22 protein-coding genes are annotated in these 21,133 nt (G+C 52.4%); 17 read left to right on the top strand and 5 right to left on the bottom strand.

Going from position 1 to position 21,133, the window contains the following annotated elements:
• Positions 1–17 precede the first annotated feature (17 nt).
• The 17 genes from CVU69_00650 (at position 18) to CVU69_00730 (ending at position 13,546) form a co-directional block, all read left to right on the top strand.
• Positions 18–926: a D-arabinose 5-phosphate isomerase gene (locus CVU69_00650; GenBank protein PKN13855.1), complete on the top strand. Its 909-nt coding sequence runs from the start codon at positions 18–20 to the stop codon at positions 924–926.
• A 1-nt stretch (position 927) separates the two neighbouring features.
• Positions 928–1,470 carry a phenylphosphate carboxylase subunit delta gene (locus CVU69_00655; GenBank protein ID PKN13716.1) on the top strand — a complete coding sequence of 181 codons (543 nt, stop codon included), beginning with the start codon at positions 928–930 and terminating at the stop codon, positions 1,468–1,470.
• Positions 1,471–1,546: 76 nt separating this feature from the next.
• A complete protein-coding gene (lptC, locus tag CVU69_00660) occupies positions 1,547–2,140 on the top strand; it encodes an LPS export ABC transporter periplasmic protein LptC (protein ID PKN13717.1) in 594 nt (197 codons plus the stop codon).
• Entirely contained in the window at positions 2,137–2,643 is a 507-nt protein-coding gene (gene lptA / locus CVU69_00665) for a lipopolysaccharide transport periplasmic protein LptA (GenBank protein ID PKN13718.1), read from the top strand. The genes lptC and lptA overlap by 4 nt, the downstream gene beginning before the upstream one ends.
• Positions 2,640–3,365 carry an LPS export ABC transporter ATP-binding protein gene (gene lptB, locus CVU69_00670; GenBank protein PKN13719.1) on the top strand — a complete coding sequence of 242 codons (726 nt, stop codon included), beginning with the start codon at positions 2,640–2,642 and terminating at the stop codon, positions 3,363–3,365. Before lptA ends, lptB begins: the two co-directional genes overlap by 4 nt.
• Positions 3,366–3,375: 10 nt before the next feature.
• The gene (gene rpoN, locus CVU69_00675) at positions 3,376–4,839 is read left to right on the top strand and encodes an RNA polymerase sigma-54 factor (protein ID PKN13720.1); all 1,464 of its coding nucleotides are present in this window, start codon (positions 3,376–3,378) and stop codon (positions 4,837–4,839) included.
• 85 nt (positions 4,840–4,924) lie between these two features.
• Complete coding sequence (gene raiA / locus CVU69_00680; GenBank protein ID PKN13721.1) at positions 4,925–5,473, top strand: ribosomal subunit interface protein; 549 nt, start codon at positions 4,925–4,927, stop codon at positions 5,471–5,473.
• A gap of 73 nt (positions 5,474–5,546) precedes the next feature.
• Positions 5,547–5,999, top strand: a complete 453-nt coding sequence (locus tag CVU69_00685; protein PKN13722.1) for a PTS fructose transporter subunit IIA — start codon at positions 5,547–5,549, stop codon at positions 5,997–5,999.
• Between the two features lie 32 nt (positions 6,000–6,031).
• On the top strand, positions 6,032–7,006 hold the full coding sequence (gene hprK, locus CVU69_00690; GenBank protein PKN13723.1) for an HPr(Ser) kinase/phosphatase: 975 nt from the start codon (positions 6,032–6,034) through the stop codon (positions 7,004–7,006).
• 5 nt (positions 7,007–7,011) lie between these two features.
• Complete coding sequence (locus CVU69_00695; protein ID PKN13856.1) at positions 7,012–7,869, top strand: RNase adapter RapZ; 858 nt, start codon at positions 7,012–7,014, stop codon at positions 7,867–7,869.
• A gap of 3 nt (positions 7,870–7,872) precedes the next feature.
• Positions 7,873–8,274, top strand: a complete 402-nt coding sequence (locus tag CVU69_00700; GenBank protein ID PKN13724.1) for a PTS system fructose subfamily IIA component — start codon at positions 7,873–7,875, stop codon at positions 8,272–8,274.
• Positions 8,228–8,776: a hypothetical protein gene (locus CVU69_00705; GenBank protein PKN13725.1), complete on the top strand. Its 549-nt coding sequence runs from the start codon at positions 8,228–8,230 to the stop codon at positions 8,774–8,776. Before CVU69_00700 ends, CVU69_00705 begins: the two co-directional genes overlap by 47 nt.
• On the top strand, positions 8,777–9,472 hold the full coding sequence (locus CVU69_00710) for a hypothetical protein (GenBank protein PKN13726.1): 696 nt from the start codon (positions 8,777–8,779) through the stop codon (positions 9,470–9,472).
• Positions 9,469–10,212 (top strand): hypothetical protein, encoded by a 744-nt coding sequence (locus CVU69_00715; protein PKN13727.1) that lies wholly within the window; start codon positions 9,469–9,471, stop codon positions 10,210–10,212. The genes CVU69_00710 and CVU69_00715 overlap by 4 nt, the downstream gene beginning before the upstream one ends.
• A 21-nt stretch (positions 10,213–10,233) precedes the next feature.
• Positions 10,234–10,500 carry an HPr family phosphocarrier protein gene (locus CVU69_00720; GenBank protein ID PKN13728.1) on the top strand — a complete coding sequence of 89 codons (267 nt, stop codon included), beginning with the start codon at positions 10,234–10,236 and terminating at the stop codon, positions 10,498–10,500.
• Positions 10,490–12,265 (top strand): phosphoenolpyruvate--protein phosphotransferase, encoded by a 1,776-nt coding sequence (ptsP, locus tag CVU69_00725; GenBank protein ID PKN13729.1) that lies wholly within the window; start codon positions 10,490–10,492, stop codon positions 12,263–12,265. Before CVU69_00720 ends, ptsP begins: the two co-directional genes overlap by 11 nt.
• Positions 12,266–12,376: 111 nt before the next feature.
• Complete coding sequence (locus CVU69_00730) at positions 12,377–13,546, top strand: methionine adenosyltransferase (protein PKN13730.1); 1,170 nt, start codon at positions 12,377–12,379, stop codon at positions 13,544–13,546.
• 412 nt (positions 13,547–13,958) lie between these two features.
• Here the strand turns inward: CVU69_00730 and CVU69_00735 are convergent, their stop codons facing one another.
• From CVU69_00735 to pilB, 5 genes are all read right to left on the bottom strand, one after another.
• Positions 13,959–14,843: a hypothetical protein gene (locus tag CVU69_00735; GenBank protein PKN13731.1), complete on the bottom strand. Its 885-nt coding sequence runs from the start codon at positions 14,841–14,843 to the stop codon at positions 13,959–13,961.
• A 513-nt stretch (positions 14,844–15,356) separates the two neighbouring features.
• On the bottom strand, positions 15,357–16,979 hold the full coding sequence (locus tag CVU69_00740) for a PAS domain-containing sensor histidine kinase (GenBank protein PKN13732.1): 1,623 nt from the start codon (positions 16,977–16,979) through the stop codon (positions 15,357–15,359).
• Between the two features lie 15 nt (positions 16,980–16,994).
• On the bottom strand, positions 16,995–18,197 hold the full coding sequence (locus CVU69_00745; protein ID PKN13733.1) for a pilus assembly protein PilC: 1,203 nt from the start codon (positions 18,195–18,197) through the stop codon (positions 16,995–16,997).
• A gap of 13 nt (positions 18,198–18,210) precedes the next feature.
• The gene (locus tag CVU69_00750) at positions 18,211–19,305 is read right to left on the bottom strand and encodes a type IV pili twitching motility protein PilT (GenBank protein ID PKN13734.1); all 1,095 of its coding nucleotides are present in this window, start codon (positions 19,303–19,305) and stop codon (positions 18,211–18,213) included.
• A gap of 111 nt (positions 19,306–19,416) precedes the next feature.
• Positions 19,417–21,111, bottom strand: coding sequence for a type IV-A pilus assembly ATPase PilB (gene pilB / locus CVU69_00755; protein ID PKN13735.1), 1,695 nt, complete (start codon positions 21,109–21,111; stop codon positions 19,417–19,419).
• Positions 21,112–21,133 lie beyond the last annotated feature (22 nt).

Genomic DNA, 21,133 nt, shown 5'->3' on the forward strand with positions numbered 1-21,133 from the left:
TTGAAGCGTTGCAAGCGATGATGGAACGTCTTGACGCCAGCTTCGATGCGGCGGTTGATTTGATCTATGGTTGCCAGGGTCGTGTCGTGATTACCGGCATGGGGAAATCGGGGCTGATCTGTCAAAAAATTGCAGCGACAATGGCTTCGACCGGGACACCAACCTTCTTTCTTCATCCCGCCGAAGGGATTCATGGCGATCTCGGCATGATCACCCGCGGCGATGTAGTCATCGCCGTCTCCAACTCCGGTGAAACTGAAGAGTTGACCCGTATCCTGCCGGTTGTCAAACGCATGGGACTCCCTTTGATCGCCATGGCGGGTCGACCGCAAAGCACTCTGGCCAAGGCTGGTGACGTTTTTCTTGATATCTCCGTGGCCAAAGAAGCCTGCCCACTCGGATTGGCACCGACGGCCAGTACCACCGCGACCCTGGCTATGGGAGATGCCCTGGCGGTCGCCCTTTTGGTGAAACGGGGATTCAAGGCAGAGGATTTTGCTCTTTATCATCCAGGCGGCGCTTTAGGTAAAAAGCTGTTGCTGAAGGTTGAAGATTTAATGCACGGCGGTGCGGCGATGCCGCTGGTCAAGGAAGAAACTTTACTGCGCGACGCCCTCTTTGAAATTACCAGTAAGAAACTGGGGATCACCGGCGTTTGTAATTCTCAGGGAGAACTGGTGGGGGTCTTCTCGGATGGCGATCTGCGGCGAACCATTGCTCAGGGGCTTGACCTGCTCAATCAACCGGTCGCTGCTTTGATGGGGCGTCAGCCGAAACGGATCGGACGTAGCGAGTTGGCGGCTAAAGCAGTACAACTCATGGAGACTCACACCATTACTTCACTCTTTGTCTTTGATGACGCCACGACCATGCGCCCCTGCGGGATCATTCACCTACACGATCTACTGAAAGCCGGGGTGGTCTGAGATGCAGACGCGTCTTGCACCGATTCGCCTCCTGCTCCTTGATGTTGACGGCGTCCTTTCCGACGGGCGGATTGTTTATGATGCGCACGGGACCGAGATCAAAACCTTCGATGTCAAGGACGGTCACGGCATCAAGATGTTGCAGAAGGCCGGAATCGAGGTCGGGATTATCTCCGGGCGCTCATCAAAGGTCGTCAATGTCCGCGCGAAAGAGCTGGGAATTGAGATCCTTTACCAGGGGATTGCGGATAAGGACATCCCTTATGCAGAGATTATCAAGCAGCGCGGGTTGCGGGATGAAGAGATCGCTTATATCGGCGACGATGTTGTCGATCTGCCGATTCTGCGCCGGGTTGGTTTTGCCGTGGCAACCGCCGATGCAGTTGAGGATATCCTTCCTTATGTCCATTATGTAACAAATCGCTGTGGCGGACGCGGGGCTGTTCGTGAAGTCTGCGACCTGATTTTGAAGGCGCGCGGAGATTGGCAGGCGGTGATGAGCGGATATTTTTTCTCAAAGGTTCTGGGGATCTCAGATAATTAGAAAAGCGATACAAATAGCGTGCCAATAATCGCAAAACGACTTTACTCGAAATTTTGCCAGTGTTATAGTTCTACCCATGAATAAGCGTCGTTTCTTTGCCGTCATCCTGCTTTTGCTGGTGCTCGCCGTTGTCGTTGTGACTGGCCGCGGCCTGCTGTTGCGCTGGCAGGGGGGTGAGGGACGTGCGGTTATCGAAGCTCTTCAGCCAGGGGTGGATGTTGAACTGACCGGGATTCGTTTCAGTGAAACCCGTCAAGGGGTGCGCAAGTATCTTCTGGCGGCAGACTCTGCCACCTACAGTGCGCACGGTATCTCTTTGATGTACAACATCGAGGTGACTTTTTTTGATACCGACGGCCGTGAGACGATGTGGTTGCGTGCTGATGAGGGTGATCTTTCCGGAAATAATCAAGCTGTCAAGTTGCGTGGGGATGTCGTTTTGAAGGGCGCTCAGGGGTTCGTTCTGAAGACGGATTACCTGACCTATAATAAAGATGATGATCGTTTGCAGACCGATGCAACGGTCCTGCTGGAATCGGCGCAGGGAGTGTTGCGGGGACGCGGGCTTATCGTCGCACCCGCGCAGGAACGCTTACAGTTACTCCATGATGTCAGTGGAGAATTTGGTGCCGGATTGGTTAAATTTAAACCCGGACATGGACAGGGATGAAACATTTATATTTATCACTCTTTTTGCTGATTTTTCTGCTGACCTCTGCTTTTGCTGCCCCGGTCAGCGAAACGTTGTCATCGTTGGGTAAGCAGAGTCTGCCGATTAAAATTGTGTCTGATCGCCTTGAAGCCGACGACATGGCCAGAAAGGTTAAGTTTATCGGTCATGTCGTCGTCCGCCGTGGCGATGTTACTCTGTATGCCCAAGAGGTTCTCGTGACCTATCTGCAAGGAAAGGGTGATGTTGAGGAAATTGTTGCCAGTGGTGAAGTTCGGATTATCCAGAATGAGCGGATTGCCACAGCCGAGCGTGCGACCCTATATCAGAAAGAGGCAAAGATCGTTTTGACCGGATCGGCTCGACTTCTTCAGGGAAAGGATTCGATCACCGGGGAAGAGATTACAGTCCTCATTAATGAAGAGAAGAGCATTATCAAAGCTGAAAAAGGCGGACGCGTGCAGGCGATCTTTCATCCGAGTGAGTCGGGGGAGAAGCCTTGAAACGGGTCCTGTCTGCGCGCGGATTGCGCAAAAGTTACAAGGGCCGTGAAGTCGTCGGCGGCGTGGATATCTCGGTGCAGACCGGTGAGGTTATCGGACTCCTTGGCCCCAACGGTGCCGGGAAGACCACATCTTTTTATATGATAGTCGGTCTGATTCGTCCGGATGCCGGCAAGGTTTTTCTTGATGATCTGGAATTGACGAATCTGCCGATGTATCGCCGTGCCGCCGCAGGGATCTCGTATCTACCGCAGGAAGCATCGGTTTTCCGCAAGATGACAGTCGAAGATAATCTTCTGGCGATTCTGGAACTCCTTGATCTGACAGTCCCGCAGCGTATCGAGCGCAAAGATCATCTCCTCGAAGAATTTCACCTGACCCATGTGGCAAAGAGTTATGGCTACGCCCTCTCGGGGGGGGAACGGCGCCGGGTCGAAATTGCCCGGGCCTTGGTCATTGAGCCGACCTTTATCCTTCTGGATGAGCCTTTTGCCGGCATCGACCCGATTGCCGTCATCGATATCCAGAATATCATTGCCCAATTGAAGGCGAGCAATATCGGCGTACTGATTTCTGATCACAATGTCCGTGAGACCCTCGGCGTCTGCGACAAGGCCTACATACTCAATCGCGGTGAGATTCTCGAATACGGTGAACCGGCACAGATAGCCGAAAGTCCCCGTGCCCGCGCCATCTATCTTGGCGAAAAGTTCAAACTCTGATGGAAAATCTATGGCTTTAGAGATCAGACAACAACTGAAGATGTCGCAGCAACTGGTGATGACCCCGCAGTTGCAGCAGGCGATCAAACTCTTGCAACTGTCGCGGTTGGAGCTTGTTGACCTGGTGCGTCAAGAACTTGAGGAAAATCCAATCCTTGAGGAGACAGGTGATCAGGCTCTGGATGAAGAGGATGGGCTATCCGAGAGCGAGCGCTTTGACGATTCGGTTGGTGAAGAGCTGCCGGTGCAGGATGCCATTCCGGAAGTTAGCGGAGAGAGTGAAGGCCTGGCAGACATTGACTGGCAGTCGTATCTCGAAGGCTACAGTATTGGCGGCACGACCGCGGATAACTACGAAGAGGATGAAGATCGTCCTTCTTACGAAAGCCTGCTGACCAAGGGGACAAGTCTGGCGGAGCATCTCCTGTGGCAGTTGGGTCTATCCCGCATCCACCCCCGGGATTGTCACATTGCAACGGAGCTGATCGGCAACATTGACGAAGACGGCTATCTCAAGATTCCCCTGGAAGAGATTGCCGAGGCGGTCTCTGCCAACGTCAATGATGTCGAGCGCATTCTCGGACTGGTGCAGAAGTTTGATCCTGCCGGCGTCGGCGCCCGCAGTTTGCAGGAGTGCTTGCTGATTCAAATCCGACAGCTCGACATGCAGGACTCGCTGGTTGAGATCATGTTGCGCGACCACATCGACAGTATAGAGGCACGACGTTTCAACGTCATAGCTAAAGATCTTGAGATTGCGGTTGAAGATGTCCTCGCTGCGATTCGCTTCATCTCGACCCTTGATCCTCATCCGGGGAGGGCGTATGGTCAGGAGGATGTGCACTATGTTCTTCCCGATATCTTTGTACAACGGATCGGCGACGAATACGTGGTCACGTTGAATGACGAAGGGCTCCCCAATTTGCGGATCAACTCCTTTTATCGTAGTGCGCTGTCAGGAGGGAAAGCGGTTGACAGTAAAACCGGGGAATATATTCAGGAGAAGATGCGTGGCGCGGTCTGGCTGATCAAGAGTATTCACCAGCGACAACGGACGATTTACAAAGTGACCAAGAGTATTGTCAAGTTTCAAAAGGATTTTTTCGATCGTGGGATCGATTATCTCATGCCACTGGTCCTGCGTGATGTCGCTGAAGATATAGAAATGCATGAGTCGACGATCAGTCGGGTGACCACCAACAAGTATGTCCAGACCCCGCAAGGTCTCTATGAGCTAAAGTATTTTTTTAACAGCAGCATTAACACGACCGGGGGCGATTTTATAGCCTCGGAGAGTGTCAAGAGCCGCATTAAAGAGATTGTTGCGGAAGAGAATCCGAAAAAGCCGTTTTCCGATCAGAAGATTGTTGAACTTCTGGAGAAAAAAGGGATCTCCATCGCCCGGCGGACAGTGACAAAATATCGGGAGATGATCGGGATTCGTTCGTCAAGTGAACGTAAGTGTCTTTTTTAAAGAGAAATTGCGATAATCAGGTTTATAATGATTAATAGCACAGTGTAGTCAACCCCAACATTGGGAATAAAAAGGAGGTTCTTTTATGCAGATAGCCCTGACGTTCAGACATATGGAAGCCAGCGAGCCGGTTCGACTTTATGTTGAAGAGAAGCTGTCCCGGGTTAAAAAGTACATTGATGAGCCGGTCGAGGCGCAGGTCTCTTTGTCGGTGGAGAAGAAGATTCGCCATAAGGCCGAGGTTGTATTGATTGCCAAAGGGATCACAATCAAGGGGACGGAAGAGACTGACGACATGTATGCAGCGGTTGACAGTGTCGTCGACAAGATCGAGCGTCAACTTAAGCGCTATAAAGAAAAACTCAAGGCGCACAAACCTTCGAATGAGAGAGGGCGGGAAGTCAGCAAGACGGTCTTCAGTGCCGACAGTATCGAAGACAGCACCGGCGAACCGATGATTATTCGCAGTCGCAGTTTTTCGGTCAAGCCGATGTCTGTTGAAGAAGCTGTGATGCAGATGGATTTACTTGACAAAGAATTTCTCGTCTTTACCGATGCCAAGAGTGAAGAGATTAATGTTGTCTATCGTCGCAAAGACGGCAATTATGGTCTGATCGTTCCGCAGAAAGGTTAACCACTAATCCGTACAGGGCCGGACAGCTGTTTGTCCGGCCCTGTTTTTTCAGGAAAAGAGCTAAGAGTTTTTGATGAAAATAGCCAACCTTCTCGATATTAAAGCAATCTCAGCCGAGTTGAGCGCCACTAAAAAAACTGAGGTGTTAGCCGAGATGATCGCCCTCCTGCGCCGGGTACAGCCGGATCTTGATGCTGCAGAGTTGCTGGCAGTGTTGATCGGCCGCGAAGAGCTTGGCAGTACCGGTATCGGCGACGGGGTTGCTATCCCGCATGGCAAAGTCAAGGGTCTTGATCGTTTACTCATGGCCTTTGGCCGGAAAAGTGATGGGATCGATTTCGATTCCATGGATAATCGCCCGGCCCGCCTTTTTTTCCTCCTTCTTGCTCCTGAGAATGAAGCGACGCTGCACCTGAAGGCCCTGGCCCGGATTTCGAAATTATTACGCAAAGAGGATGTTCGGCAGCAACTTTTCGACGCTCCTGATCCTGCGACCCTGCTGAGCATTTTGAGCCAGGAAGATTAATCATCCTTTTTTGCGAGGAGCCCACATTTCACATGGCCGGAATGACAATCCAAGAACTCCTTGCCGAAAAGGAGTCGAAGCTTGATCTGGAACTTTTGGCCGGCGCCAAAGGCCTCGATCGCTCGGTTCATGTGCCTCGCATTCAAAAACCGGGGTTGGCTTTGGCCGGCTATACGGCGAATCTTCATCCAGACCGCATTCAGGTTCTGGGGGAGACAGAACTCTCTTATCTTTTGACCTTGAATCCTGACAAGGCAAAGCAGAATATTCACGAACTCTGCACTCTCAATATCTGTAGTCTGATCATCACCAAAGGCTTGTCGCCCCCTCCTCTTCTGGCAGAAGGATGCGAAGCAAATCATATCCCTTTACTGCGCACGCACCACCAGTCATCCACCTTTATTTCGATGTTGACCACCTATCTCGAAGAGCGTTTGTTGCCTTCAACGACATTGCACGGAGTGTTGGTCGATGTCCTTGGTGTCGGTGTCCTGCTTGTCGGCAAGAGTGGCGTTGGCAAGAGTGAGTGTGCTCTGGACCTGGTTTTGAAGGGACATCGACTGGTCGCGGACGATGTCATCAAGGTCAGAATGAAACTCCCCGCCGTCCTCTTCGGCGAAGGCTCGGATCTGCTCAATTATCACATGGAGATTCGCGGCCTCGGGATCATCAATATCAAACACCTCTTTGGCGTCGCTTCGATCCGGGAAAGGAAAAAGATCGATCTGGTTATCGAATTGGTCGAATGGCAGGAAGGGGCCGAGTATGATCGTCTTGGTATCGACGAAGAGAGTTATACGGTCCTTGGTATTGCCGTCCCCTTTCTGCGCATTCCTATTCGCCCCGGCCGTAATATGACGTCGATCGTCGAGGTTGCGGCGCGCAATCAACTCCTCAAGGAGATGGGCTATCACAGTGCCCGGGAATTTCAGGATCGCCTTGAACAGCGAATGGCCGAAACCGCACTCCTCCATTCTCGTGCCATTATTGGCGATAACCTGGAGTAATGCCGATGCATCTGGTAATCATTACCGGTCTTTCCGGTTCTGGTAAGAGTACCGCCGCCCATGCTCTGGAAGACGACGGTTTTTTTGTTGTCGACAATCTTCCGCCCGCCCTTCTCCCCCCCTTTCTGGCTCTGAGTACAGAATCCGGGATGGAAGAACGTAATCTCGCCGTGGTCATCGATGCCCGTAATCGTGATTTTCTCGCCGGTCTTGATCTCCATCTGCAGAATCTGAGGGCGGCAGGACACCAGGTTGAAATCTTTTTCTTTGAGGCTGATGATGAAACTCTGGTGCGGCGCTATTCGGAAACGCGGCGCAGTCATCCCCTCGCGGGTGGCGGCAGTGTCGCGGATGGCATCGTTGCGGAGCGCAAGTTGCTGTTGGAATTGCGGGGGGTTGCAACCCGTCTTATCGATTCGACAGGTCTGACACCGCACCAGCTGCGCGCCCAGATTTTACGTTTTGTCCGGAGCGATAACGAAGCACCTCCTTTGCAGATTCTTCTGCAATCTTTCGGATTTCGTTATGGCCTGCCGGCCGGTTCCGATCTGGTTATGGATATCCGGTTCTTACCAAATCCCCATTTTGTTGAAACATTGCGTCCCCTTTCCGGTCTTGATCCGAGGGTTTCCGGCTATGTTCTGAATCAATCTGATGCCCGCGAATTTCTGCAGCGATTTGAGGTCCTCCTTGACTTTCTTCTGCCGCAATATCAAAAAGAGGGAAAAAGCTATCTGACCATCTCCATCGGTTGTACCGGGGGCCGGCACCGCAGTGTTGCAGTCACAGCTCATCTTGCCGCCCTGCTTCGTGCCCGCGCTTTTGATGTCCGGCAGATTCACCGGGATATCGACAAAGGATAAAGAATGACCGGTTTAATTATTGTCACTCATGGAGATTTAGCCCAAGGATTCCTCGATGCGGCGTTTATGATTATCGGCCCGCAAGAAGGGGCTGTGGCTCTCTGCACCCGGCGGGACGATGACCCTGTTGATATGGAAAAGGAACTTCGCAAAAAGGTGGCGGCTCTCGGTCAGAATGGCGACGGAGTTCTGGTGATGACTGATATTTTTGGCGGAACCCCGACAAATATCACTTTATCTCTGTTGCAACCAGGTCAGGTCGAAGTCCTGACGGGTGTGAGTCTGCCGATGGTTCTTAAGTTTTTCAGTCAACGCGCGAAAGCGCCTCTTAGCGAATTGGCCAGCCTGCTCAAGGTTTATGGACAACAGGGGGTCGTCCTTGTCAGTGAATCCATTGCCGACTAATCTGCACTTTCCTCAGGACAGAATCGTTCTCGCCCGCATCGATAACCGTCTGATTCATGGTCAGGTTCTTGAGGCCTGGGTCCCCTTTGTTCAGGCTGACTGTATTGTTGTTGCCAGTGATGAAGTTGCCGCCAAGCCTCTGCAAAAGAAGTTGATGGCGGCATCGGTGCCGCGTGAACTCCCCGTCATTATTGGCAGCCTCGCTGAAATCGCTGAATTTTTTTCCCGTAACGAATCTTCCCGGCGGATCCTCCTCCTGTTTTCCAGTCCGGGGGCGGCGTTGCAGGGTTACCGGTTGGGCATCCCTTTCACAGAGCTGAATCTCGGTAATATCCTTGGCGGTGACGGCAAGCGTCGGCTTTCCTGTACTATCTGCTTGAGTGATGACGATCTTACTATCTTCCACGATCTGGAAACTTTGGGAGTCCGGGTTGTAGCGCGTTGTCTCCCTTCTGATGAGGCTCTGGACTGGAAGGTTCTCGCTGGTTGTGGAGCCGTTTAAGTGGAGAGCTTTACCCCTTATCTGCTCGGAGCCGGCATGGCGGTTTTCCTCGGACTTGACCGGACAGCAGCTCTGCAGATTATGATCTCCCGCCCTTTGGTTGCCGGTCCTTTGGTCGGACTGGTCCTTGGCAATGTTATGACCGGTTTAACTATCGGGATGCTCCTGGAGCTCCTTTGGCTTTGTCGCATGCCGGTCGGCGCTAGTATTCCCCATGATGACACGCAGATATCCGTCAGCGCCACAACCTTGGCCATCGCTCTGTCCGGAACGGCTGGACCGGGGGTGGGGCTGACACTTTGCGCTCTTCTGGTCGCCCTTCCTCTTGGGAAGATCGGACAAGTTGTCGAACGGACGGTGCGTTCGCGTAATCAGCGCTTACCGGAAGCCGCCCTCCATGCCCTGCAGCAAGGGGATCTCCCCGCCGTAGAAAAATTACATCTGCGGGGTCTCGGCAACTTTGCTCTCGGAGCATTGACGACTTATCTTGCCATCATACTCCTCGGTCGCTGGCTGATTGTTACCGGCAGCCCTTACTTTTTGGATATTCTCACCCGACAAGCCGACTGGATCAAGCTTGCCCTCATTCTCGTCGGGGTTGCTACCTTGTTGCAGGGACTTAATGTCCGGCGTGCTTATGTGCTCTTCTTCAGCGGATTTCTTCTTACCTTTCTTCTGTTGAAGGTGTTGCGATGATGACTTCTGGCACGCTCTCCGGTCCCCTCCGGCGCAAACTGCTCTTTCGCTCCTTTTTTTTACAGGGAAGCTGGAATTTTGAGCAGATGCAAGGTCTCGGTGCCCTCTTTGTTTTGTCGCCCCTGCTCCGGAACCTTTATCAGGGAGAGGAGTTGCATCAGGCCTGCGCACGCCATCTCAGCTATTTTAATACTCATCCGTTTATTGCTCCGCTGATTCTGTCCGGGGTGGCTCAACTTGAGATCAATAGTGCGGATGCAGAGGGTGTTGGCGAGTATCGTCAGTTACTCATGGCTCCCTGCGCGGCAATGGGTGATGCTTTTTTTTGGGGAGGCGTTCGTCCCTTTGCCGCCGTTCTAGCCATGTTCTTTGCTTTGCATGGGTCACTCCTCGCCCCGATTGTCCTTTTGGTTGTCTTCAATGTCCCCCATCTGCTGGTGCGGATTGTCGGCTTTGCTAAAGGATTTGCACTCGGGGAGGAAGTGGTCGACTTCCTTGCCCGCTGTCGCCTCCCGGATCTGGCGATTCGGCTTAAACAAGGGACATTGATCCTCCTTGGGATCCTTTGTGCCGGGCTGACGTACAGCACGCTCAGCGTTGCCGGCTTATCCCCGGATTTGGGTTGGTTCATTGTACCCTCTGTCTTTGTTCTTGGCGGGCTTGCCCGCCAGCGGCTCTCACCCTTACTTCTGACGCTCTTGCTGGTGGCGGTGATCCTCGCCCTGCCGGGCTTTTACTGATATTTCGGAGAGGTCCATCTGATGATTGTGCAGGAATTTATCATAAAAAACCGCCTCGGCTTACACGCCCGGGCTTCCGCCAAGCTGGTCCAAACCGCCAACCGTTTCCGGTCGGAGGTCTTCATTTCCAAAGAGGGGGAGGAAGTAAATGGCAAGAGTATCATGGGGATTTTAATGCTGGCGGCAGCGGTCGGGACAAAGATTGAGGTCCGGGTCAGTGGTGAGGATGCTGACGCTGCTTTTGCCGCCATCAGTCAGTTAATCGAGGATAAATTCGGTGAAGACTGAAGTTGTCCAGGATCAACTTCTGATCGGCATCGGTGTCTCGCCGGGGATTGCTATCGGACGCGCCCTCCTGTTACATCGACCGACGGATATATCGCCAGAGCGTGAGATTACTCCTGATGAAGTCGCTGACGAAATTCAGCGTCTGCATGACGCGATTACCCTTTCCCGGCAACAACTTGAGTCGGTTCGCCGTCAGGCGGATGATCATCCGACGCCGGAGCCTGGTTTAATCATTGATGCTCATCTCCTGATTCTCGATGACGTCATGCTCGTTTCCGAGACTATCTCAACCATTGAAAACGATCTGGTCGATGCCGAAACAGCATTGCGACGGACACTGTTACGTATCCGCCATCTCTTCGCGGCGATAGAGGATGAATATCTCCGGGAGCGCCGCAGTGACGTGGAGTTTGTCGGCCAACGGATATTGCGTAATCTCATCGGCTACCATGAGCACCTCCTCCAGGAAATTTCCGAACAGGTCATCCTCGTCGCCCACGATCTTTCCCCTGCCGATACCCTCCAACTTGATCGCAACAAGATCCTTGCCTTTGTCACCGATGCCGGGGGCCGGACTTCGCATACCGCCATTCTCGCCCGCTCTATGGGGATTCCGGCGATCGTTGGCTTGGAGTCAGTGACCCAGTTGGTGAGCCAGGGACTGCCCTTGATCGTCGACGGGACTACAGGGGTAGTGGTTATCCACCCCTCAGCCGGGAGTTTTCGCGATTATCTCCAGCGCAAGCAGCATTATGAATACGCCGAGCAGGAGCTTGTTCTTCTGCGCGATCTCCCAGCACAAACCGCAGACGGCTTTGAGCTTCATCTCCGTGCCAACCTCGATTCCCCGGCCGATATTCCTGTGGCGCGTAAAAACGGAGCAAACGGTGTTGGTTTGATGCGCACCGAATTTTTGTTCATGAACCGGACCCTTCCGCCCTCAGAGAACGAACAGTTTCTGGTTTATAAGGAGATGGTCGAAGCAATGGCGCCGTCCTCGGTGATGATCCGGACCCTGGATGTCGGCGGCGACAAGCTGGTCGATCATATTAACCTCGCTGGAGAGGCAAATCCGGCGCTGGGTTTGCGAGCCATCCGCTTTTCCCTTAAAGAGGAGATCCTCTTCCGTACACAATTACGCGCGATTCTGCGGGCATCGGCTTTCGGCAAAGTTCGGCTCGCCTTTCCGATGATCTCTGGTATTGAAGAACTGCGGGCCTGTCGGGCGCATTTACGCGGCGTTATGGAGGAGTTGTCGGCGCGTCATCAGCCCTTTGATGCCGCCATGGAAGTCGGGATTGTTGTAGAAACGCCGTCAGCGGCACTGCTGGCAGAGTTAATCGCCCGAGAAGTCGATTTTTTCTCGGTCGGGACGAACGATCTCATTCAATACTGCCTGGCTGTCGATCGCGGTAATGAGCATCTTGCCTATCTTTATGACCCGTTGCATCCGGCTATTTTACGGGCTTTGCAGCTGATTTGCACTGCCGGTAAGGATGCGGGAATTCCGGTCGGCATGTGCGGTGAGATGGCTTCTGACCCTCTGTATATTAATGTTCTTGTTGCTCTGGGTTTTACGGAACTATCGATGAGCCCAGGCGATATTCTGCGGATGAAGCGGGCTCTGCGCTTAAGCCGTAAGGATCGCAGTGATGCCCTCCTGACGACACTCCTGACTTTGCCGACCGGCGCCGAGGTTAGGCATCTTCTCGAGGATGTCATGCAGACCTCCTTTCCTGACCTCTTTCCCCCGCCGGAGATTTGATCCCGCGCCCTGACCGCTCTGTCTATGCATCGTCAAGGGAGAAAATATTTGACTTATTTGCGGTTTTTACAGTATTTTTCAACATTTCAAGTCTAAAAGGAGACGTAATCCATGTCCGTCAATAATTTTCTTTTTACCTCTGAATCGGTCTCGGAAGGGCACCCTGACAAGGTTGCCGACCAGATCTCGGATGCAATTCTGGATGCCATTCTCAGTCAGGATCCCGCTGCCCGTGTTGCCTGCGAAACGATGGTGACGACCGGCATGGCGGTGATTGCCGGTGAGATTACCACGACTGCTTATGCTGATATTCCTGCAATTGTCCGTGAAACGATTCGGGAGATCGGTTATACCAGTTCCGATATGGGTTTTGACGCGGATTCCTGTGCTGTCCTCGTCTCCATCGACAAGCAATCGCCGGATATCTCCATGGGGGTGACCGCTGGTGAGGGGATGTATAAAGAGCAGGGGGCTGGGGATCAGGGCCTGATGTTCGGCTATGCCTGCAACGAAACTCCGGAGTTGATGCCGATGCCGATCCTGCTGGCGCATCAACTCGTCAGTAAATTAGCTGATCTGCGCAAAGATGGCACCCTCCCGTTCCTGCGTCCTGACTCAAAGTCGCAAGTGACAGTGCAGTATATCGATGGCAAACCGGCGCGGATCGATACGGTCGTCATCTCGACGCAGCACACCCCTGAGGTCACCCACCAGCAGATAGAAGAGCAGGTGATAGCTTTAGTTATCAAGAAAATTATCCCGGCGCATTTGCTGGACGAAAAGACTCGTTACTTTATCAATCCGACCGGTCGTTTTGTCATCGGCGGCCCCATGGGCGATTGCGGTCTGACCGGTCGCAAGATTATCGTTGATACCTACGGCGGCATGGGAAGGCATGGTGGTGGTGCTTTCTCCGGTAAGGACCCTTCGAAGGTGGACCGTTCCGCTGCTTACATGGGTCGTTATGTCGCCAAGAACCTCGTCGCCGCCGGCCTCTGTGATCGCTGTGAAGTGCAGATCGCTTACGCCATCGGCGTTGCAGAACCAGTCTCGGTTATGGTGCATACTTTTCGCACCGCCAAGGTCGATGAAATCCGTCTCGCGGAATTGGTTCGTGAAGTCTTTGATATGCGCCCCCGCGCTATCATCGAACATCTCGACCTGCTCCGTCCGATCTATAAAAAGACCGCCGCCTATGGCCATTTTGGTCGTGAGCTCGCGGATTTCACCTGGGAGAAGACCGATCGCGCCGCTGAACTGCGCCAGCGGGCCGGCCTCTAAATTGCTTCTTTGAAAAATGGACAGCAACAAAAAGAGCGGGCCTTCATGGTAAGCCGTATCACAAAGGTGTTGGTAAGGTAGAAAAGTTAAAGATAAGAGAGCCACATAAACTGTGGCTCTCTTATTTGGTTGGAGCTAGAAATTTAGGCTTTTCTGCGTATCACAAAGGTGTTGGTAACGTCCCATTGACGACATCTTTTTAACCAAACTATATGTGGATTTATGCCTTTTGTCAAAATCACTGGTAAAACGACAACCCCGACCTTTCGGACAGGCTTGTCGGCGATCGTGATACCAGAAAGGCCCTCACAAGAGAGCCTTTCTGGTATCTGTGTCTTGAAGTTGGGGAAGAACGACTGCGAACGGACGCTCTTCGCGGGCAAAGAATAGGGGCTAACGGTAGGCTTCATTGCTAGTGGTTTATTGTGACAACTTGGCCGGCGGTCGTAATAGAGACTGTGTAGGTCTGTATGAAATCTGGTTGGTAGCTGGTTTTAGCTTTGATCCAGAAGTTATATGGCGTAGCGCTCACTGGGAGGGGTACCTCTATGATACCAATAAACGCGTTGCAAACTTCCGTATTATTGGCCAGGTACTGCCCGCCTGATTGCAATTGGACGTACCATTGCGCAGAACTATTGATTCCAAAATAACAAAAAGTTGGACGGTCCCATACCCATCGGAGGGTCCCCGTACCTGTCGGTTCAGGTTCAGGTTCAGGTTCAGGTTCAGGTTCACCCCCGCCAGCCCCACCGGCGGCTATCGTGTCAGAGTGAACCCTCGCCATAATGGTGTACTCGGGGGCGCTACCAAAACATTGTGTCGCGTAGCTCGCATCATAGGCTAACGGAATTCCCCCGGGCACATCGTTGAGTTCATTGAAGCTAAGACAGCCCGCCTCGGTAACTTGCCCGATAATCAGCACGGTATCTTGCTCCGGGCCGTCAAAAGCAGTAATGGGCACGCCTGCCGGGAACTCGGAAACCATGCTCATGGTAAAAGTTCCTTCAAGCGCATCGGGCGCCTTGGCGCTCGCGGGAAGTTCGGGGAGCGTGCGTAGATAGCCTTCGTTAACCAGCACATCGACAGACTCGGCCACGGTGAGCCGGTTGTTGTAATAAAGTTCAGCGGCGACCATGACAACGCTCGTGGCACGTTGTACCCGAATCGCATCGGAGACCGCTTTGCTCTCCCGGAAGGAGTCGCCCATCACAAGCATTGCAAGCACGGAAACCAGGGCGATGATCGAGAGGCCAACCATCACTTCGATGAGAGTGAAGCCACGATTTTTATGCATGTCTAAAACTCCAGGGTTTATTCTGGAAATTCAGGGGGGTGTGAATGTTTTCATTGATTGTTGCTCAGGATGGACTGAGACTTGAGATTCTCGACGGGCGTGGCGATGTTGGCAAGCCAGACGTTGGGGGCATTAGGTCGACTTGGCCGGCATGACCACCGCAACATGGCCCACCAGAGGGCTCTGGGACAATTATCGGCCTACCAATTGAAAAATCTCACCTGATCATTGATAATTTCTTGTTTATATTTTTTTAATCTTACTTCCTAAAATATGAATCTGGCCTGCCAGAACATATGTGGCAGGCCAGATGGGCTTAACGGTCGATTTGTCAGACAAAATCCTCTAATGTTACTTCCGAAAATTTCTTTTGAAATAAGATTAGCCCTATAAGTATCTAAACTTATAGAGCTAATTGCTATTTTTTAGGCACTAAAAACAACACCTTTGTGATACGGCTTACCTTCATGGTCCGCTCTTTTTGTTGCTGTCGGCAAAGGTGATTAGTGACTGTCAGCGTCGTGCGGAAGCAAGGGAAAGGATAAAGGCAACCCCACCTAAAGAGCTTCTGGCAACCTTGATCTTGCCGTCATGGGCGGAGACAATGGCATGGACGGTCGCAAGTCCGAGCCCGGTGCCATTCTCCTTGGTCGTGAAGAAGGGGTTGAAGAGTTGTTTTTTCGCCTCAGGCAAAAACCCCGGGCCACTGTCCTCGACGCGGATTAAAGCCGTGGCGCTATCTGCGTACAGGCGGATCGTGCCGATTCCATTAAGGGCTTCGGCCGCATTGATCATCAGATTCAGTAACGCCTGCCGTAGTTGATTTCCGTCACAGAGAAACTCTGCGCTGCCATATTCCTTGAGGAATTGAATCCGGGAAAAGCGGGGGTCGCTCCTGACGACTTCAATTAACTCGTCAAAGATCAGTGCCAGATCATGGCGTTCCAGCGCTGGGGGAGTTGGGCGGGCAAAGCGGAGAAAATCACTAAGAAGAAGATTCAGTCGCCCGACTTCCCGTAAAACTATCTCCAGCAGGCGTTGGTCATGAGCCGACATGTTCCCCCCTTCGAGGAGCAGTTGTACCGAACCGCTGATGGAGGCAAGGGGGTTGCGAATTTCGTGCGCCAGTCCCGCAGAGAGTTGCCCGACCGCGACTAAACGATCATTGCGCCGCAACTGTTCTTCGATCTCGATAAGATGGGACAGATCCTGAAAGGAGACCAGTAGGTTGTCTTCTTTTTTGTTAACGCCGGCGATCAGAGTAGTTGTGAAGCCGAGTGTCAACTTCTTCCCGTTTCTATCAATGAAAATTCCTTCATTCCTGGGAGTGAGCATGAAAGAGCCGTCATAGATCGTTAGTTCCGGAAAAACTTCGCGCACATCACAGTCATAAACGTCCGATTGCTGCAGTCCGGTGATACGCTCTGCCCCTTGATTAAAGACGCGAATCTGCCCGGCAGGATTGATGGTCATCAAGCCACTGCCGATATTCGCTACAATCGCCCGATTGAGGCGATTAAGTTCTTCATAATCGATCTCCTTCTCTTTCAGTGCCTCTTCGCTTTTACGCAAGCGCGCAGACAGGGTGCCCCCTAAAAAGGCGGTGAGGAAGAAAGCAAGGATGTTGGCGTAGACGGCATAAAGAACGGTGTGGGCGGCCGGAAGGGATGAGGAGAGTAGCGGGAGGTAACCGAAATATTGCAGATTGATCAGGCTGCCATAAAGGATGGCTGAAGCGGCGGCAACGATCAGTGTCTGTCGTTGCTGAAAGAAGACCGAGGCGCTGAGGATAACCAGGATAAAGAGAAAGACAAAGGGGCTTTCAATGCCACCGGTCAAAAAGACCATAAGGGTACTAAAGAGCAGGTCCCAGGTGATCTGGCTTTGCAGAAAGAGCTCAAAACGACGTAAATAGCGGCTGAGGACAAAGGCGGCAAGACTCTCGATGCCAAAGAGAAGGGCAGCGAGATAGAGCCAGTGGAGAGGATCAAAATCGAGATTAGACTGATTGAGCTGTTGGTAGGTGACCGTTGCAATCAGGATGAGGGCGGCAGTGAGGACCCTGCCCCCCAGGTACCAGCCGATCTGTCGGTGGGAGATCGGCAGATCGGCTGGTTTAGTGCGGAAAGATGGCATTGTTACGCAGGTTGATCAGCCGACAGCGCCGGCAAGTTTGAAGATTGGCAGATACATGGCAATGACCAGTCCCCCGACGACGGTGCCGAGAAAGAGCATGAGGAGCGGCTCCATCATTGCCGTCAGGTTGCCGACGGCATCATCGACTTCATCGTCATAAAAGTCGGCAATTTTATTGAGCATGGTATCAATCGCTCCGGCCTGCTCACCAACGGCGATCATCTGGCAAACCATCGGCGGGAAGACTCCGGATTTGGTGAGGGGTTCAGCAATTGTCTTCCCTTCACTGATACTTTGTCGTACCTGATATATAGCTTTTTCAACAGTTCTGTTGCCGGCGGTTTTAGCGACAATTTCGAGTCCGTCAAGGATCGGTACGCCACTGGAAATCATTGTTCCGAGGGTGCGGGTAAATTTTGCCACCGCAACTTTGCGAATCAATACCCCGACGACCGGCATTTTGAGAGCATAATGATCGACTAGTTCTCTGCCCTTTGGTGACGCATAGAAACGCTTGCAAAGGAAGATAAAGAGCCAGATGGCGCCGAGAATCACGATAATATATTTTTTCAGCCCGCGACTCATATTGATGACAATCTGCGTCGGCATTGGCAACGCCTGATTGAAACTTTCAAACATCGATTCGAAAGAAGGAATAACGAAGATGAGGATGACACCGACGACGACGGAAGCGATGCCGATAATCGTCACCGGGTAGGTCATGGCACTCTTGACCTGTTTTTTTAGTTTCAGGCTCTTTTCAATGTAGGCGGCGAGACGGTTAAGTATGGTGTCGAGAATACCGCCGACTTCACCGGCAGCGACCAGGTTGACGTAGAGTTCGTCAAAGATTCGCGGATGTTTTCCCAGCGCTTCAGCAAAGGTTGAGCCTGATTCAACACTCTCCTTGACTTCAAAGAGACATTTTTTGAAGTAGGGGTTGTCCTGCTGTCTGGAGAGGATATCCAGACATTGCACCAGGGGGAGTCCGGCGTCGATCATCGTACAGAACTGCCGAGTAAAGACCACCAGGTCTTTACTCGAGACCGAGCCTGCGCTGCCGAAGCTGAACTTCATGGCACTCTTTGGGCGAATACTCGTCACCATGATGCCTTTGCGGCGTAATTCTGCTGAGAGAGCCGCCTCATTCGCTGCCGGAGAGTTCCCTTTCTGCGTAGCTCCCTGGCGATTTTTCCCTTCCCAGGCATAAGTTGGCATCTTTATCTCCTTCTTAACGCAGCGCAGTGCCGGTGGTGCGCCGGAGCGCCGATGCCGGGTTGGCAATCATCTGTTTGAGCTCGTCAGGGTCTGAAGCGCGTAACAAGGCCATCTCCATGCTGACTTGCTTGGTATGGTAAAGCATGAAGAGAGACTGCGTGAGCGTTTGCATGCCGAATTTATCCTGCCCCATCTGCATCTGTGAATAGATTTGATGGATCTTGTCATCACGGATCAGAGAGCGGATCGCCGGGTTGGGAATCATAATTTCAAGGGCAAGGGCCCGTCCCTTGCCGCTGGCTTTGGGGAGAAGGGACTGGGAAAGGACCCCTTCCAAAACGAAGCCGAGTTGGGTGCGAACCTGTTGCTGCTGATTGGTGGGGAAGACGTCAACGATGCGGTTGATCGTCTGCACGCAGGAGTTGGTGTGCAGCGTGGCAAAACAGAGATGTCCGGTCTCGGCAATGGTCAGAGCCGACTCGATCGTCTCAAGGTCTCGTAACTCACCGAGCAGAACTATGTCGGGATCCTGGCGGAGAATCGATTTGATCGCTCTTTTAAAGGAGATCGTGTCCGAACCGACTTCTCTTTGATTGACGATACACTTTTTATGGGGATGGATAAACTCGATGGGATCTTCAATGGTCACAATATGTTCGCGGCGCTCGGCATTGATCGCATCGATAATCGCTGCCAGTGTCGTTGATTTGCCGCTGCCGGTGGGGCCGGTCACGAGCACCAGTCCCCGCGGTTTACGGGAGATCTCCTTGCAGATCGGGGGCAGATTCAATTCTTCCATCGTCAATATTTTGTAGGGGATCAGACGAAAGACCCCGGCGACGGCGCCGCGCTGCAGAAAAATGTTGCCGCGAAAACGGGCAAGACCTTTGACCCCAAAGGAAAGATCGAGTTCGTTCTCTTCCTCGAATTTACGCTTCTGGGCATCGGTCAGGATACTGTAACAGAGTTGCTTGGTATCGTTCGGCAGGAGTGCCGGCATCTTCATAGGGGTAATGTGACCGTCGATGCGAATCTGTGGAGAAGTGCCGGTGGTCAGATGTAAATCCGATGAGCCGTTTTCCACCATCGTTTTGAGGAGTTGATGCATATTCAGGCTCGTTGACCCTTGTACTACAGACTCGGACACGATAGGAATTCCTTTATTGGCAGTGCCAACAGTTACAAAACAATTTATGTGAAAATTTATACTGACAAGATTTTAATTGTCAGTGACCGTACAGCGTAAGACCTCTTCAAAGCTCGTCACCCCTTCGGTCAGCTTGGTCAAAGCGGCCTGGCGCATGGATTTGACCCCCAGGCGCATCGATTCGCGTTTGATATCGGAGGTATTGGCGCCGGACAGGATCATTTCGCGAATCGATTCGAGCATCGGCATAACCTGATAGAAACCGACCCGGCCCTTGTAGCCGGTGTTGTTACAGGTCGGGCACCCGGTCCCTTTATAGCAAATGATCTTGTCGATCTCATCTTCGGGAAGTTCTGCTTGCAGCAATGCCTGTCTCGGTATCACTTCCGGTTGCTTGCATTCACCACAGACCCGCCGCCCCAGGCGTTGGGCGGTAATAAGGTTGACCGCTGAAGCAACCAGAAAGGGTTCAATCCCCATGTTGAGAAGACGGTTGATTGTTGCCGGTGCATCGTTGGTATGAAGTGTCGACAGGACCAGGTGTCCGGTCAGGGCCGCCTTAACCCCGATTTCAGCAGTTTCAAAGTCACGAATCTCGCCGATCATGATGATATCCGGGTCTTGCCGGAGAAAGGCGCGCAGCGCCGACGCAAAGTTGAGGCCGACAGCTTCATTCATCTGTACCTGGTTGATGCCGGCAAAGTTGAATTCGACCGGATCTTCAGCAGTACAGATATTTTCCGTGACTTTGTTCAGCTCGGAAAGGGCCGAATAGAGGGAGACAGTCTTTCCTGAACCGGTGGGACCGGTGACCAGAACCATGCCGAAAGGCTTGTGGATCTCTTTTTTGAACCATTCAAGGGATTGGGCTTCGTAGCCAAGCTTGGTCATGTCGAGCTGCAGGTTTGACTTGTCGAGGAGTCGGCAACAGATCTTTTCACCAAAGAGGGTTGGCAGACAATTGACGCGATAATCCATCTCTCCACCGCGAGGGAGCTTGATCTTGATGCGGCCGTCCTGCGGCAGGCGGCGTTCGGCAATGTCCATTTCCGCCATGATTTTGACGCGGGAGGTAATGGCGTTTTTAAGCTTCATCGGCGGCTTCATGACTTCATAAAGGACGCCGTCGATGCGGTAACGGACGCGAAAGGAGAGCTCGTACGGCTCAATATGAATATCCGAAGCTTTGCGCTTGATGGCATCGGTGAGAATCAGATTAACCAGCTTGACGACGGGCGCTTCTTCGGCAGAAGACTCTAAAGCGTGAGTATCAACTTCCGACTCTTCGACGACCTCAAGATCAATATCGTCCATCATCATCGCTTCGTTGAAGGAAGCACTCTGATCGTAATACTGGTCAAGGCCGACCTTGATCGAAGCATCAGAAGCAACAACCACCTCGACTGTGTAGCCGGTGCGGAAGCGCAGATCGTCGATGGCATTGATGTCGGAAGGATCGCTCATGGCGATAATCAGGGTCGCGCCCGTGCGATTAATCGGAATGAGGTTGTATTTTTGCGCAATCTCTGCGGGGACGAGTTTGATGACGGCGGGGTCGATTTCAAATTCACTGAGATTGATCGACGGGACACTATATTGCTGGGAAAGGAAAGAGGTGAAGGTTTCCTCTTTTATGAAGCCGAGACCAACCAATACCGCACCGAGGCGACCACCATTTGCCTTCTGATCCTCAAGGGCTTTGGCGAGCTGGATGTCCGTGATCAGTTGTTTGCGAACCAGCAGTTCGCCGAGTCGATTCTTTGCCATAGTTCCCCGTGTGGTCAGATTA

It is taken from the genome of Deltaproteobacteria bacterium HGW-Deltaproteobacteria-4, from assembly GCA_002841765.1.
Classification (GTDB): Bacteria; Desulfobacterota; Desulfuromonadia; order Desulfuromonadales; family UBA2197; genus UBA2197.

What these genes read in the sequence shown, in the direction of transcription:
- CVU69_00685 (PKN13722.1), top strand. Translation starts at nt 5,547, where the DNA reads ATGAAAATAGCCAACCTTCTCGATATTAAAGCAATCTCAGCCGAGTTG.
- CVU69_00655 (PKN13716.1), top strand. Translation starts at nt 928, where the DNA reads ATGCAGACGCGTCTTGCACCGATTCGCCTCCTGCTCCTTGATGTTGAC.
- CVU69_00715 (PKN13727.1), top strand. Translation starts at nt 9,469, where the DNA reads ATGATGACTTCTGGCACGCTCTCCGGTCCCCTCCGGCGCAAACTGCTC.
- rpoN (PKN13720.1), top strand. Translation starts at nt 3,376, where the DNA reads ATGGCTTTAGAGATCAGACAACAACTGAAGATGTCGCAGCAACTGGTG.
- CVU69_00695 (PKN13856.1), top strand. Translation starts at nt 7,012, where the DNA reads ATGCATCTGGTAATCATTACCGGTCTTTCCGGTTCTGGTAAGAGTACC.
- CVU69_00705 (PKN13725.1), top strand. Translation starts at nt 8,228, where the DNA reads ATGGACAACAGGGGGTCGTCCTTGTCAGTGAATCCATTGCCGACTAAT.
- CVU69_00730 (PKN13730.1), top strand. Translation starts at nt 12,377, where the DNA reads ATGTCCGTCAATAATTTTCTTTTTACCTCTGAATCGGTCTCGGAAGGG.
- pilB (PKN13735.1), bottom strand. Translation starts at nt 21,111, where the DNA reads ATGGCAAAGAATCGACTCGGCGAACTGCTGGTTCGCAAACAACTGATC.
- raiA (PKN13721.1), top strand. Translation starts at nt 4,925, where the DNA reads ATGCAGATAGCCCTGACGTTCAGACATATGGAAGCCAGCGAGCCGGTT.
- CVU69_00720 (PKN13728.1), top strand. Translation starts at nt 10,234, where the DNA reads ATGATTGTGCAGGAATTTATCATAAAAAACCGCCTCGGCTTACACGCC.
- CVU69_00745 (PKN13733.1), bottom strand. Translation starts at nt 18,197, where the DNA reads ATGCCAACTTATGCCTGGGAAGGGAAAAATCGCCAGGGAGCTACGCAG.
- CVU69_00740 (PKN13732.1), bottom strand. Translation starts at nt 16,979, where the DNA reads ATGCCATCTTTCCGCACTAAACCAGCCGATCTGCCGATCTCCCACCGA.
- lptA (PKN13718.1), top strand. Translation starts at nt 2,137, where the DNA reads ATGAAACATTTATATTTATCACTCTTTTTGCTGATTTTTCTGCTGACC.
- CVU69_00650 (PKN13855.1), top strand. Translation starts at nt 18, where the DNA reads ATGATGGAACGTCTTGACGCCAGCTTCGATGCGGCGGTTGATTTGATC.
- CVU69_00735 (PKN13731.1), bottom strand. Translation starts at nt 14,843, where the DNA reads ATGCATAAAAATCGTGGCTTCACTCTCATCGAAGTGATGGTTGGCCTC.
- lptC (PKN13717.1), top strand. Translation starts at nt 1,547, where the DNA reads ATGAATAAGCGTCGTTTCTTTGCCGTCATCCTGCTTTTGCTGGTGCTC.
- CVU69_00700 (PKN13724.1), top strand. Translation starts at nt 7,873, where the DNA reads ATGACCGGTTTAATTATTGTCACTCATGGAGATTTAGCCCAAGGATTC.
- hprK (PKN13723.1), top strand. Translation starts at nt 6,032, where the DNA reads ATGGCCGGAATGACAATCCAAGAACTCCTTGCCGAAAAGGAGTCGAAG.
- CVU69_00750 (PKN13734.1), bottom strand. Translation starts at nt 19,305, where the DNA reads ATGCATCAACTCCTCAAAACGATGGTGGAAAACGGCTCATCGGATTTA.